Source organism: Paenibacillus glacialis (genome assembly GCF_001637205.1).
GTDB classification, from domain to species: Bacteria; Bacillota; Bacilli; order Paenibacillales; family Paenibacillaceae; genus Paenibacillus_AQ; species Paenibacillus_AQ glacialis.
On record NZ_LVJH01000025.1, the window covers coordinates 85,951 to 99,723 of the forward strand.

At 44.4% G+C, this 13,773-nt stretch carries 13 protein-coding genes and 1 pseudogene; 4 read left to right on the forward strand and 10 right to left on the reverse strand.

All coding sequences use genetic code 11. The features are described 5' to 3' along the window. The first annotated feature begins 39 nt into the window (after positions 1-39). The 4 genes from PGLA_RS14290 to PGLA_RS14305 all read left to right on the forward strand — a co-directional run bounded on the left by PGLA_RS14290 (position 40) and on the right by PGLA_RS14305 (position 4,557). Entirely contained in the window at positions 40-705 is a 666-nt protein-coding gene (locus PGLA_RS14290) for a response regulator transcription factor (RefSeq protein ID WP_068533825.1), read from the forward strand. Beyond that, complete coding sequence (locus tag PGLA_RS14295; protein WP_068533827.1) at positions 702-1,718, forward strand: sensor histidine kinase; 1,017 nt, start codon at positions 702-704, stop codon at positions 1,716-1,718. Before PGLA_RS14290 ends, PGLA_RS14295 begins: the two co-directional genes overlap by 4 nt. 117 nt (positions 1,719-1,835) lie before the next feature. Next, positions 1,836-2,603, forward strand: coding sequence for an ABC transporter ATP-binding protein (locus PGLA_RS14300; protein WP_068533829.1), 768 nt, complete (start codon positions 1,836-1,838; stop codon positions 2,601-2,603). Then, positions 2,593-4,557 carry an ABC transporter permease gene (locus PGLA_RS14305; RefSeq protein WP_068533831.1) on the forward strand — a complete coding sequence of 655 codons (1,965 nt, stop codon included), beginning with the start codon at positions 2,593-2,595 and terminating at the stop codon, positions 4,555-4,557. Before PGLA_RS14300 ends, PGLA_RS14305 begins: the two co-directional genes overlap by 11 nt. A 326-nt stretch (positions 4,558-4,883) precedes the next feature. Here PGLA_RS14305 and PGLA_RS14310 read toward each other — a convergent pair whose 3' ends face one another. From PGLA_RS14310 to PGLA_RS14355, 10 genes and pseudogenes are all read right to left on the reverse strand, one after another. After that, on the reverse strand, positions 4,884-5,381 hold the full coding sequence (locus PGLA_RS14310; protein ID WP_211269550.1) for a hypothetical protein: 498 nt from the start codon (positions 5,379-5,381) through the stop codon (positions 4,884-4,886). A gap of 31 nt (positions 5,382-5,412) precedes the next feature. Then, entirely contained in the window at positions 5,413-5,643 is a 231-nt protein-coding gene (locus PGLA_RS28580; protein ID WP_068533837.1) for a hypothetical protein, read from the reverse strand. Positions 5,644-5,947: 304 nt separating this feature from the next. Then, entirely contained in the window at positions 5,948-6,388 is a 441-nt protein-coding gene (locus PGLA_RS28585; protein WP_068533839.1) for an SRPBCC family protein, read from the reverse strand. 3 nt (positions 6,389-6,391) lie between these two features. Beyond that, on the reverse strand, positions 6,392-6,835 hold the full coding sequence (locus tag PGLA_RS28590; RefSeq protein ID WP_068533841.1) for an SRPBCC family protein: 444 nt from the start codon (positions 6,833-6,835) through the stop codon (positions 6,392-6,394). Then, a complete protein-coding gene (locus PGLA_RS14330; protein ID WP_068533843.1) occupies positions 6,832-7,338 on the reverse strand; it encodes a MerR family transcriptional regulator in 507 nt (168 codons plus the stop codon). Before PGLA_RS14330 ends, PGLA_RS28590 begins: the two co-directional genes overlap by 4 nt. A 246-nt stretch (positions 7,339-7,584) precedes the next feature. Next, positions 7,585-8,045 (reverse strand): annotated as a pseudogene (locus PGLA_RS14335) (pyridoxal-phosphate dependent enzyme); the annotation flags it as partial. A 265-nt stretch (positions 8,046-8,310) separates the two neighbouring features. Further along, the gene (locus tag PGLA_RS14340; protein ID WP_068533845.1) at positions 8,311-8,829 is read right to left on the reverse strand and encodes a hypothetical protein; all 519 of its coding nucleotides are present in this window, start codon (positions 8,827-8,829) and stop codon (positions 8,311-8,313) included. Positions 8,830-8,967: 138 nt separating this feature from the next. Then, the gene (locus PGLA_RS14345; protein ID WP_068533847.1) at positions 8,968-10,404 is read right to left on the reverse strand and encodes a VanZ family protein; all 1,437 of its coding nucleotides are present in this window, start codon (positions 10,402-10,404) and stop codon (positions 8,968-8,970) included. Positions 10,405-10,483: 79 nt separating this feature from the next. Then, positions 10,484-13,075 carry an ABC transporter permease gene (locus tag PGLA_RS14350; RefSeq protein ID WP_068533849.1) on the reverse strand — a complete coding sequence of 864 codons (2,592 nt, stop codon included), beginning with the start codon at positions 13,073-13,075 and terminating at the stop codon, positions 10,484-10,486. Beyond that, complete coding sequence (locus PGLA_RS14355; protein ID WP_068533851.1) at positions 13,072-13,755, reverse strand: ABC transporter ATP-binding protein; 684 nt, start codon at positions 13,753-13,755, stop codon at positions 13,072-13,074. The genes PGLA_RS14350 and PGLA_RS14355 overlap by 4 nt, the downstream gene beginning before the upstream one ends. Positions 13,756-13,773 lie beyond the last annotated feature (18 nt).

Here is a 13,773-nt window from a genome sequence, read left to right on the forward strand (position 1 = left end):
TATTAGTAAGAACCAATATGGAGGGTGCGAAGAATCGATATGTATAAGATTATGGTTATAGAAGACAGCAATGAGATTCGAAATGAGATCATTGTCTTGTTACACAAGAATGGCTTTGACGGCTACGCTCCCAAGCTATTCGATACGATCATTTCAGACATACGAGCAACGAACCCTCATCTAATTCTGCTTGATATTCAACTACCCCATCGGGATGGATTTCAGCTGTGTACGGAGATTCGTACATTTTCACGAGTACCCATTATTTTTGTTACTAGTCGGGACACAGACATGGATGAGCTCATGTGCATGACGCTTGGCGCTGATGATTATATAAGCAAGCCTTACAATACCTCGATCCTAGTTGCTCGCATATCTGCGTTACTTAAGCGCACTTATAACAACAGTTCCCAAGATCATCTGAAGCATGGCCCTATCACGCTTGATTTAGCGACCAGTAGACTTGAGGTGGAGGGCCAGATTGTGGAACTGACCAAGAATGAATTGAAAATTATGCATTACCTCTTTCTGCACAAGGAACGAATCGTATCACGGCTTGATTTGGTGGAATACCTCTGGGATAACGAATTGTTTGTAGATGACAACTCCCTAAGCGTAAATATCAATCGAATCCGTAACAAGCTTCAACCACTGGGGCTGGAGGATTTCGTCAAAACCAAACGCGGACAGGGATATCTGATATGACACCAAGCACCTATATTAAGGATCGAGCATTGCTCCTCGTACTACATGTCGTATGCATGCTGTTTGCCGTCATTTTTTTGAAATCGGTCGACAATCCTAACAGTGTTATTGGTCTTATGCTCTTGATTTGGTTTGTGATTTTAACCACGTACTTAACAGTTCATTACGTAAGTAGACGCAAGTATTTGAAGCAGCTGCAAGAGCTGTCCGACTCGCTTGAACAGCGCTATCTATTGGCAGAGGTAATGGACAAGCCTTTTCGCCTTGAAGATCTCGAATATTATAAATTGATTAAATCCGCTAACAAATCGATGATTGAACAGGTCACAAAGGTTAAGAACGAACGCAAAGAATACAAGGAATACATCGAACAATGGGTGCATGAGATCAAAACACCTATTGCAGCAATCAAGCTCATTTGCGAAAACCAGAAGTCAGATGTGACGCGCAAAGTTCTCATGGAGCTAGAGCGAACCGATCAATATGTGGAACAAGCGCTTTACTATGCTCGAAGCGAGCAGGTGGAGAAGGATTATTTGATCAAAGAAATCTCGCTATCCGATTGTGTTCATGCCGCCATTATGAAGAACAAGCAGTTGCTGATCCAAAATAGCATTCAGATACATACGGAAGAGCTTGATCGCACAGTATACTCTGACAGCAAATGGATTGAATTCATGATTAACCAACTACTCATCAATGCGGTGAAGTATCGCAAGCAAGGACAAGAACCCTCTATGATCAGCTTTTCTACTGAAGAAGTTAAGAATGGAATTGGTCTCGTCATTCGAGATAATGGGCTTGGCATTGCGGAGAATGAATTACCACGTGTTTTTGACAAAGGATTTACGGGGTCTAACGGCAGACAAACTCAGCAATCTACGGGAATCGGGCTTTATCTCTGCCGACGGCTGTGCGATAAGCTAGGTCTGGAGATCACGATAAGTTCTGCACCAAATGAATATACGGCGTTAACAATTTTCTTTCCGATCGGAACTTTGTATCTGATGTAGGGATAACCTCCTTGGTGAAACCGTTTCTTCTTATCTAACAAAAGTGAAAGATTATCTTAAGCTATGTTCATACAAGTAGGCCTCAATTCGCAGGATAATGATAGCGAGGTGATCGACATGACAACATTATTAAACATATGCAATATCGAGAAATATTACGGCAGCAAGAAGCAAATAACCAAAGCGATCGATAATATCAGCTTTCAAGTGGCGACAAGTGAATTCATCGGTGTAATGGGCGCTTCAGGATCTGGAAAAACAACGCTGCTCAATGTGATTTCAACAATTGATCAGGTTAGTGCGGGGCATATTTTCTTGAAAGATACGGACATTACGGAGATTACAGAACGAGATATCGCCAAGTTTAGACGGCAGAATCTGGGTTTTATTTTTCAAGACTTTAACCTACTGGATACACTGACCCTGCATGAAAATATCGCTCTGGCTTTGACGATTAATAAGGTGAATCCTGATGCCATTGATGAAAAAGTACAAATGATTGCGCTTCAATTAGGAATTAACGAGATTCTCTCGAAGTTTCCATATGAAGTATCGGGCGGACAAAAGCAGCGCTGCGCCTGCGCGCGAGCAATCGTCACCAAACCGCAGCTGATCCTCGCAGACGAGCCGACTGGAGCGCTTGATTCCAAATCTGCTCAAATGCTGCTGGAGACCATTTCGGATTTGAACACCAAGCTCGGAGCCACCATCCTGATGGTAACACATGATGCGTTTGCAGCCAGCTATTGCAATCGAATTTTGTTTCTTAAAGACGGTACGATCTTTAACGAACTGATTAAGGGGGCGAAATCGCGGAAGCAATTCTTCAACGAAATTCTGGATGTAATGGCTTTGCTCGGAGGTGACTTGTCCGATGTATTTTAAGCTATCGCTTCGAAATATGAGACGCTCTGCTTCGGATTATGCCATTTATTTTATTACCATTATGCTGGCAATTAGCCTGATGTTCGCTTTTAACTCGATCGTTTTCTCTGAAGAGCTGATTTCACTGGCGGCAAATATGACGGCACTATCCTACTCGTTAATTATCCTTTCAGTCATACTCGTGATCGTATTAGCTTTCATGGTGAACTATTCCACGAAATTCATTATCAAGAAACGCAAACGGGAATTCGGCACGTATCTCTTACTTGGCATGGAGAGAAAAAAGGTTTCACGCATGTTCCTGATTGAGAACATCTGCATTGGCATCTTATCTTTTGCCGCTGGAATCGTGCTTGGCATGGTACTTTTTCAGCTATTTTCCGTTGTTATTATGAATATCTTCGATCAAGTATATCGAATTCAAGTCGTCTTCTCGCTAGATGCAATCCTCCTTACCTCAATCTATTTTGTCATGATGTATGTGATCGCGTTATGGGGTGGTGGGCGCTTGATTGCCAAGCTCAAAATTTACGACCTGATCTATGGCAGCAAATATAATGAGGATATAACGATTAAACACCCCTTGTTATATACCATTTACTTCTTAATCTACAGTGGTCTATGTGGTGGAGGAATCTATGGCATTCGGACACTTTTCATAGAAAAAATGTCAACCAACGCTGATCGGCTAACTCTCTTTGGCTGCTTGCTTGCTGTCGTGATTGGCGTATATGGCATCTATAAATGCCTGGCATCCTTTATCACCTTGCTACAAAGTAAGATGAAACATTTTCGCTACCACCATACGAACCTGTTTCTTCTGCGGCAGATCACATCCAAAATTCAAACGAACAGCCGCGTGATGGCAGTTCTTGCCGTTGTGCTAACCCTATCCCTTTGCTTGCTTACAATGGGGTTATCCTTCGGCCAAGTCTTCAAATTATCTGTCAATTCAGATACACCCTTTGATGTCATGGTTACGATCAAGAGTCCAGACGTAGAAAGCTTTAGCAAAGTCATTGATTTTATTGATGCTAAAGCCCCTGTAAAGGATGCTGTCGAATACAAGCTATATGCCTATAAGCAAGCTGGCTATGAAGAAGCTTCCTTCCTCAAGCTAAGTGTTTATAACCGACTAAGAGAGCAGCTTGGTCTCGATCAGAAGAAATTATCTAATGGACAATTTATCATTCATGTAGAATCTTGGACGGTTCGTGAAGATATTCAGGAAAAAATGAACAATCAACTGGCGATTCAAATTGGTGAAACTACCTTAACGAGTGATGCCAAGCTCATGTTCTCCGAACCGATCGAACAATATCAGACGAATTCGTTAAACCAGTTTACATATGTCGTACCTGATTCTTTGGCTGATGCAAGTCTAACGCCTGTTAGATCGATCCTGATTGCCACGAATGAAACACCAGCTCCTGCGAGTCTTCTACCTGAGCTGAAGAACTTTATTGGTACCAACTGGCTACCAACTCAGGGGCTGGAATGGGAAACCCCGGATGGCAGTCCTCGCATCATGGCTAAGAGCTGGACTCAAACTAATAACATGGTTGCCCAAACAACCTTCTCCTTTGGCGCAATGTACATTAGCTTCGTCTTTTTCCTAATCGTGGCGACTGTGCTTTCCATGCATCAGCTTACCGATTCTGCCGAGCATAAATTCAGATTCGATCTCTTGCGAAAGCTTGGTGTAGAAAATAGTGAGATTGATCGGCTAGCACTTAAGCAGCTTGCACTCTACTTTGTCTTTCCAGTTATCGTACCGATTATCATTACAGTGGCCATGTCGTTTATTATGAATCAATTCTTCTCGGCCCTCATATCCACGAAGAACATCATCTTCTATAATATGCTGATTGGAATCGGTTCCTTCTTGATCCTATACTTGTGCTTCTTCATTGCTACCTATATCGGATTCAAGAGAAATATCACCGCTCGCTAAGACCTTTAGCCAAAAGAATGGAGCTTTCCCCAAAGTAGATTTGTCTACCTAGGGGACAAGCTCCATTTTCAAATACAAAATTCAACAAGTACATCGAAAATTTTTGGAAGAAGTATATTCGGTACGTTTTAAAGAAAGTAATGATGCAATAAGTGCATCAAGTAGAATGCTTTTATTTGTAATTATTCTCTTTGTCCACATGAACAACCGTTTCCAGCATGTCAGAGCTTGCAGTACCTACGACACCATTTTATCCCATGATATGAGGACGATAATCTTCAAACTAAGTACCCGTAATGAATAAATACAGAAAAGCAATTAGAAACTCACTTCATTTTCATCATCAATTCTTGTTCTAGTTTTAAAGCTAAACCGTTAAGTCTCTGTAATTCATATTGAATATTCGTTCCTTTTTTTCGTTTACCTTTTTGTACTAGTTGCGCATACCGGCATAACTCATAGATATCTGCGTCTTTCCACCCTGAACTATAAAAAATCTTAGTCGAGTATGCCGGAATGTATACCCCATTTTCTAATTGATGTTCTCCCATAACAAGTAAAGAATCAAATAATAATTTGATACCTTTATCGAAAGTAACAAATATTGGAGTATCTATATAGCCAGATACCTCTGATAATTGAGAAGCTTGTGTTGGTAAAATCATGTCAATTGAAGCTGCATATACTTTATTTAATATTTCTTCAAAGCCTCGCGACGGACTTGTTTTTTTTAATACACTCGGTTCTTTACCTAGATAATGGATAACAAATGTTGTGCTCGTAGGTGAGATAGCATTTATTTCATCTACCATAAAGTTAAACATATCTTTTATTTTAATTTTGTTATCCCGGTCATCAAAGTGCTTTAGAAGGTACGCTTTTAAAATAGTTATATAAGTTATCACAGTTTGCTTTTTGAATACTGTAATGTTTATTAAAATAATCCCTATCTGTAATATAATATCTAGCCATGATAGCAAAATTCGTATCCAAAATAAACATAAACCTTCTATCAATATTCTCATAAACCAAACTATTGATATCTTCTATTCTTCCATCTACCCATGCTGAAGAAAATACGCTCATTGGGTCAACTCCTATTTTAATGGCTTTTCTTCGAACTAGCACCTTTTAGAATTATGAGGACAATTCATTCTGATTATTTGATATAAGAGAATTCCTTTACCTCTCCGAATTTCGTCCTATTTGTGATACGGTTCAGCTTAACGGAGCGATCAGCGAAAAGTCCGCCTTGATAGGCTGTCTGATCTCCACCACCGTCCTCCCGCTACCAAAATAAAAATCGTCGTCCGACTCCCAACAGGGAACGTGAACGACGACAATTTTAGAGTCATCACATAAGTGACATTTCAAATATCATTTTGCAAAGCTAGTAAGCCAATTCCGCCAGCACCTTGCCAAGTCGGTCAAGCTGCTGTTCATTAGCTTCTATGCAGATCGGCTTAGCCTGTTCAAACTCCTCTTTTTTCTTGAAAAGCTGACGGAAGGTGACCCTGGTGCGCCCTTCGAAGTCCTCGAAAGTAGCTGTTACCCGAAATTCGTGAACGTTAAGATGATCAATCACGACCCGCTCCGGCGGCACGAACTCAACAAAGACGTTATGGTTAGGATAATCCACGCAATCCGGTCCGTGCATGGTGAACTTCCACGTTCCTCCCGGCCTCATATCGCACTCATGAAACGTATTCGTGAAGCCTTGGGGTCCCCACCATTGGGCTAACAAATCGGGGGTTGTCCATGCCCGAAATACAAGCTCCCGCGGTACATCGTACTCGCGCGTAGCCATAAGTTCATTTTCACCTATTGTCATGTTTCATACCTCCCCTACTAATACCTTGCCAAGTGCGTCCAACATGACGCTTGTACCGTGTTCCCGTACTTCCGGTGTATCGTGCCCGTCAAAGAAAGAACCTTGCTCCGTGAAAATCAGCTTCGTGCCGCCCTCCACCTTAATAAGCTCGACCGTTGTGATCGAGACGGAGATGCGTATGCCGTCCGAATCCAGCGTGTACGTATAGACAATGCGTTGCTCTGGGACAAGCTCCTGATAGCTCGCGTCGAAGGTGAAAATTTGCCCTTCCGGTGGCCCACCGCTGCTGTACTCGCGTCCGCCAACCTGGAAATCGAAGATGTCTGGCTTCGAGAACCACTTGGCCTTGGCAAGCGGGTCGGCCCATGCTTGGTAAACCCGCTCCGGCGAAGCAGCATAAGTCCGCTCGACGACGAAAGTCGCGTGTTTGACGAATCGTTCGATCATTTATTTTCCTCCTCATGTTTCGAAATTCCGTTCTCCTCGGCAAGAAAGTCTCCCAACAGATCCAAATGTCGCTCCCAACTCGTTTGCCGCTCTATGACCGGTTTCTCAAATCCCATCTTCATCGCTTGCAGAAGGCTCGTGAAATCTTCAACCGTTAATTCCCCCTTGCCCTGCATAAGCTTAGATACATGTCTAAGCTGCTCCAATAGTTTCTGCTGCATTTTAATCTGCTCTTGGATTTGGTTTATCTGCAGGCCCACGATCTCAACCGGACTGATTTGCCCGCCAGTTAAGGCCGACTTAACCTCCTCGAGAGATAAGCCCAGCTCCTTGAGCGATAAAATCTGGTGCAAGCGTGACAAGTTCGATTCGCTATATAGCCTGTGGCCCGATTCCGTCTGGCCGGATGGAGATAACATACCGATTTGATCATAAAAGCGTAGGGTTCGTACGGTAAGCCCCGTCAGCTTGGCGAGGTCCCCGACCTTCCAATGTCTCTTCATTAACCATCTCCACTCTTTGGCGCTAGCTATGTACCGGTAGCTCTATTGTAAAACATTACGTTACGTAAGGTGCAAGCGAAATTGTGACGCTCTACCGGAATTTTTTTGTGCCACTGATTTTGAATACAGGCTATTGTGTCTAACGGCGAAAACTCCGCTGCGGCGCTCGTTAATGCCATATTATAAGAAATATACGTTTGGAATTCTCATGCGTATACTTCCTGACGGCCAAAGCACCTGCGAATATTATTTGAGCATTTGAAACACTTGTTCAACATCCTTGTCCCCTCGGCCAGATAGGTTAATGATGAGAATTTGATCCCGACTCATCGTCGGTGCTAGCTTCTTGGCGTATGCAACCGCGTGCGCTCTCTCTAGGGCAGGGATGATTCCCTCCGTGCGGGACAGCTCCTGGAAGGCTTCCAGCACTTCCTCATTGGTGACGGTCGCATATTCGGCCCGTCCTGTCACCTTCAGGTGGCTATGCTCCAGTCCGATACCCGGATAGTCGAGCCCCGCAGCGATCGAATAGGTTTTTTGCGGCTGGCCTTCCTCGCCCAGCAGTACACTAAGCACTTGAAACCGTGAATGATGCTGGGGACACCCTGGGTTAAGCTTGGCGCTTTGTCGGGTTCGACGCCAATCAAGCGGACGCTCGGCTCGTCGATGTAGTGTGCGAATGCACCAATCGCATTACTGACTGCCCCCGAACTCTCCGAAATACCCCTCTTGCTGCAATCGTTGGTCCATAAGTATGCGCCTCCATAACTATGATTTGGTAATCTTTGCATACTATATCACCATGAAATCTAGCTTCTGATGAGTATAAGCCATTCAAAATGAAAGAAAACAATATAATAAAAAAAACCATCCAGCAAAGGATGGCCATTTATAACCGATAACCTAACAGAAGTCGAGTCTTAGCATACAGTTGGGAAGCTTGTAGCACAGCAAGTACGCCTTCTCTTGCAATTACGATGATTCATTTGCTGCCTCAGCAGCTACAGATGGCTTCATTAAGCCTTGAACGGAGCCGAAAAACGGGCGTATAGACTTGACCATACCGTATCCCATCTTCACGACTGGGACAAACCGCTGAATCATGCCGAACAGCCGTAAACCGCCGCCCAATGCGCCGCCAAGCCCACCGCCGCCGAACGCCCCGAACAATGAGCCCATCATCGGCAGAAAAGAAGATACCTGGGCATCCGGCTTGCGCGAGCGGGAACGGCTAGAAGGCTTAAGCGAGTCGCTTCGCCGGCTGCCGGAACGGTTGCCCGAGGCATGGGAGCCGGCTCTGTGCCGCTTAGACCGGGGACCTTGCTTCCCCGATGAAATGCGCGGCTGAGATCCAGCGCTAGCCAACGTCAAGCCGGTGCTGTTGATGCCAGTAATATAGCCGACATAGGTCTTTCCACTGTGCAGGGTGATACATACCGGCCGACCTTGCAGCCGTTTGGCTCTTGCAATTACCTTTTTGGATTGTGCTATGGAAGTTCACCTCGCTCACCTGGTTGTGGTTCATTGTACGCCAGGGGCGGGCCGTCTGCTTGTGTGAATGCAACATGCGCACATGCTCTCTTTGATGTGCCGTTGCCTTTATTTCGTCCAACGATATATGCTCTTGCTTTAATGCATCCTTCTTGCCTGAATTAATGTGAACCAATTCGAATCCCCATTAAATACACCGTGTACTTGGTATACAGGCTGATAGAAGTTCTTCGTGTCATACATAAACGAAAGTTCAATTCCTGTTATATCAAGTTGATCACCTTTTTTAATAACTAGTTGATCTTGCGTTAATATTGCATTTCTTTTTATTTGAGGAAATTCACCATTCTTTATACGCTCATATACCTCTGCAGGAGAGAGTATATCCACTTCCTTTAAAAATTGATTCTCTTGGAGCGAATGATTTATCGAATATATACTGCCATCTTGTTTAAGACCGAGTAACAGTTCGCCAGTCCAATAATTTTCGTGTAGCTCCGATTTATCCGGGTGGGACCATTGAAATTCTCCGCCCTCCAATGCTGTAATATCAGCGTCTTGAGGGATTAAGCCAAGATCGGCCATAATGGTTGTAGCCTGTAGGAGCATCCGTTCTGGGTCGACGAATGAAGTTCGCTCTGGTGTATAATGATTATCGGTTAACGACCAGTTTCCTTCTTTGGACTGATAAAATGTATATTGTGTTCCCGATTTGTCTTTTAATAGAACCTCACGATCACCGTGATCATCCTTAACTTTCAACTCAGATAATCCTAATTTCTGCTGCAGCAGGGCTTGGGCTCCATCCCGATTAATGATTCTCTTGTATACGGGGGCGGCTGTAGGTGCTGAGCTTAGCTGCAAGGATGTTGTCAAATGAACATCTGTCATATTCCATTTGGTAAACCAGTTTATGGCCAGATTGCCGAACTCCTGCTGGGAATACACAATATTCATACCAACAAATAACAAACCCATTAGTAGAGGTATCGCCAGGTTTCCCAGAAGACTTTTCATTCTGACTTTTTTGTTATGAACAATGGAAGCTACCAGTCTGTATAACTGGTATCCCAAAATACCACCAAGCGTGTTGTTAATGAGATCATCAAGCTCAAACAGTCCTGCGCCTGTAAGCGTCTGGTAGGTTTCAATAAATAGCGTAGAACCTACAACGACAAGAAGATTCCACTTGAATATTTTAAATTTTCGACTGATTAAAGGTAGCAATATTCCCATCGGGATAAACATGATGATATTAAAAATACAGTTCTGAAGATCACGTAAGGAATACTTATTCCATGCTTCAATATAACTGCTGAATGGATGGAGATTCATCTGCAAGAAATGTGAGTTGCCACGGCCGAACATGGTTAGCTCGAGCACAAAAACAACATATCCGATGAACAGCGCGCCAAGAAAAAGCTTTTTCATCTGAATCCGTGGCTTTCCCTCTGATTGTCGATTTCTATCATAAAGGAAATAATATAGCCCAATCAGAACGAATTCTATCCCGATCGTCACGATGACCGGCAGCATTAAAGAACGTAGGTTATTATAAATTCCATCGATTCCCAAGACGAAGCCCCCTATGATTTTATTCTAATGATGGTTGACACTGTCATTCCTTGCATCCTCAAGTTGGGGCCGATTACCTTTATATATTCTCTTGCTTTAACGCATCAATAATGTTTTCCTTTTTTACTTTCGCGCCGCAATATAACATGGCGGAACCGACTATGACAAATACAGCGACAATGACAGACAGAATGCTCATCCATGGAACGGTGAACCCATAGCTGAACTTGTTCGAAAATGCTCTATAGATCAGATACATCACGACGAAACTGGCGGGAAGCCCGAACAGCAGCGACTTGACCCCATAAAAAATACTTTCATAGTTCATCATTTTCGTAAAGCCTTTTGGCGTCATGCCGACGGATTTCAGCATCGCGAATTCTCGTTTGCGAAGGGATAAGCCCGTCGAGATTGTATTAAAAATATTCGCAATGGAAATCGCCGAAATCAATACGATAAATCCATAAGAGAAGACGGACATCAATAGAATTTGTTGTTCTTCGCTTTTTCTGGATTGATAGACATTGTAGACATTCAGGTTGGTCTCATGCATCTCTTCAATTTCCTGCTGCGTTCGCAGCGGCTCCGTACTTTTCAGATGGAGGAATGTCTGAGCGTTAGCTAAGTCCTCGGCGTCTGCCAGTCGATTCATGGCGCGTTCAGATACGATGATATTTAACCCGCCCACGCCAGTCGTATTCATCCCCATGGGAGCTCGATCCGTCAACGCGGCAACGGTCACTTTGCTTACCTTCTCCTCCACCCCATTTTCTTTATAGATATTGGTTAGCGCGATACTTTGACCGACATTCGCATATATGGCCTTCGTCTGAACATATTTTCCTGTGGCCATATCTTTGTAATGAATCGTATCCATCACGATCGCGGCGGGATGATCCGGATCCATCAGCCGTTCGTAATCTGCGCCGATCGCTTTGGCATAGACTTGCAGACTCGAATCGTTCAATGCATGGATCTTAATATCGTAACGATATTTTCCGTCTTGCAGTAAACTCTTATCCTTCTTAACCTTCTCTTGCAATTCATCGGCGATGAACGCTTCATCGACCCAAGCGTTCTTATACAACTCGTGAATCACGTTGTATTCCGTTACGCCATCCAGGGATACAATCGATTGCATCAACCGGTCGTCTATTCTTTTTCCATTGCCATATGATACTTCAATATCGTAATTGACGCCTTCCCGCGACAATTCCAGGGATTGTTTCATGCCGGCCGTAAAAAACGATACCGTTAAAAACAAAACGATGCTGATGACGAGTGAAAATACGATGGCATGATATCTCCGTTTGTTCCTTTTTAAATTTTTCAGCCCGATTTCCGCTTCGATGCCGAAGAGCTTGCGAATGAACTTCGACGTTTTTACAGCTTTGACCGTAAGCTTTAAGTCGGTTGTTTGGCGAATCGCGTCCATGGCGGATACCTTGGATGCTCTGATCGCCGGGAGATACGTCGAAATGAAAATCGTCAACATCGAGACAACACAGGCAATCAAGAGCGATAACGGCGTGACGATGAGCATCAGCTGTTCATTGGTCCATAATGCCCCTTGAATCATGGCGTTCATGAACCAAAAGGTGATCCCAATCCCGGCAAGACCGCATAGGATGCCAATGGGAATGCCGATCAAGCCAATGACGACTCCTTCAAAAAGCACTGAATTTCTCTTCTGCCTTTTCGTAGCCCCCACGCTCGCGAGCATCCCTAAATGGCGGGAACGTTCCGAGACGGATATCGCAAAAGCATTATAGATGAGCGAAACCGAGCCGATCATAATGACCGCCATCAGGATCACCGATAATGAGTACATCATGCTGTACGAGGCTTTGCTTTTGGACAAGCCGTAATAATGAAGCAAATCGTTATTATATTGGACCGTCTCGATATGGTTCCTCTTAGCCAAATTTTCCGCATGAGCGAACAAGGACGGATTGACTTTCTGGAAGACCACCGCCGCATTGACTCGATCGTTTGCACCGATGATGTTTTCATCGATATAGCTAATGATCGTATAGCCCGGGGCCCAAGCTGTTTCCCATACGGGACGCTTGATGAAGCCCACCACCGTATAATCCCTTGTCTTGATATGCTGCAACGTTTCGGTCAATGTACCGTCTTCCCTACGCAGCGGTTCGGTCTGATCCAGGGGATGATCGACCCCTTGCTCGAATCGTTCGCCGACACGAAGGGTTAGACGATCGCCGATTTCATACTTCACTTTGGCGTTCGTTGCAACGGCTTCGGACATAACGACTTCCTTGTCCGTTTGCGGAAGACGCCCCTTGCTTAATTCAATTGGAAATTGCGCGAAACCTTGTGCATCATATTCCCTGATTAACAAGTACGGCTTATTGGGATTCTGTCCCCCTTCTAATGGGGCATAGCCAAGATCTCTTGTGATCGCAACGGTTTTGGCTGAATCATCGTCGTGTATCGCCGCGAGCTGTTCTTTGGTTACATCTTGATATTGGACATGCCACTCCCCTGTATCCGCAATGGCTTGCCTGATCATTAAATCCGAAAAGGAAAAAACAAGCGTAGCGACAGCGGTCACCATGGCAACCGAAATGATGACGCCGATGATGGTTACGAGCGTTCGTCTTTTGTTTTGCTTCAGATGCCGGATGGTTAGTGTATTGACAATGTTCATCGTCGGATCACCTCGTCTTTGGCAATCCTCCCGTCCTCAATCGAAATGATCCTGTCGGCTTGCAAGGCGATTCGTTCGTCATGCGTAATAACGATCAGCGTCTGATGATAGGTTTTATTCAACATTTTTAATAAGTCGACGATCTCGCTGCTATTCTTGCTGTCCAGATTCCCGGTCGGCTCGTCGGCCAGCATGATCGCAGGATTGCCGATGAGTGCTCTGCCGATCGAGACCCGTTGCTGCTGTCCGCCGGATAACTGATTCGGCAAGTGGTTTAATCGATGCTGCAAATTCAGCGTATTTACAAGACTATCCAACTGCTTTTGATCTACCTTTTGGTTATCCAGCAAGAGCGGCAGCGTCATATTCTCCTCTACCGTCAGGACGGGAATCAGATTGAAGAACTGGTAGATCAAGCCGATTTGCCTGCGCCGAAAGATGGCCAGCTGCGTTTCGTTCAAGGCATACATGTCCGTATCCTCAACATACACTTTGCCGCCAGTCGGTCGATCCACGCCGCCCAGCATATGGAGAAGCGTCGATTTCCCCGATCCGGATGGGCCGATAATCGCGACGAATTCGCCTTTTTGAACCGAGAAAGAAACATCGTCGAGCGCCTTCACTGCCGATTCGCCTTTGCCGTATATTTTAGACAGATGCTCGATTTTTAAAATATCCATGGCCATACCTCCTTTCCT

Coding starts and splice junctions, on each gene's coding strand:
- PGLA_RS14290 (WP_068533825.1), top strand. CDS start 40: ATGTATAAGATTATGGTTATAGAAGACAGCAATGAGATTCGAAATGAG.
- PGLA_RS14295 (WP_068533827.1), top strand. CDS start 702: ATGACACCAAGCACCTATATTAAGGATCGAGCATTGCTCCTCGTACTA.
- PGLA_RS14300 (WP_068533829.1), top strand. CDS start 1,836: ATGACAACATTATTAAACATATGCAATATCGAGAAATATTACGGCAGC.
- PGLA_RS14305 (WP_068533831.1), top strand. CDS start 2,593: ATGTATTTTAAGCTATCGCTTCGAAATATGAGACGCTCTGCTTCGGAT.
- PGLA_RS14310 (WP_211269550.1), bottom strand. CDS start 5,381: ATGTTTAACTTTATGGTAGATGAAATAAATGCTATCTCACCTACGAGC.
- PGLA_RS28580 (WP_068533837.1), bottom strand. CDS start 5,643: ATGAGCGTATTTTCTTCAGCATGGGTAGATGGAAGAATAGAAGATATC.
- PGLA_RS28585 (WP_068533839.1), bottom strand. CDS start 6,388: ATGACAATAGGTGAAAATGAACTTATGGCTACGCGCGAGTACGATGTA.
- PGLA_RS28590 (WP_068533841.1), bottom strand. CDS start 6,835: ATGATCGAACGATTCGTCAAACACGCGACTTTCGTCGTCGAGCGGACT.
- PGLA_RS14330 (WP_068533843.1), bottom strand. CDS start 7,338: ATGAAGAGACATTGGAAGGTCGGGGACCTCGCCAAGCTGACGGGGCTT.
- PGLA_RS14350 (WP_068533849.1), bottom strand. CDS start 13,075: ATGAACATTGTCAATACACTAACCATCCGGCATCTGAAGCAAAACAAA.
- PGLA_RS14355 (WP_068533851.1), bottom strand. CDS start 13,755: ATGGATATTTTAAAAATCGAGCATCTGTCTAAAATATACGGCAAAGGC.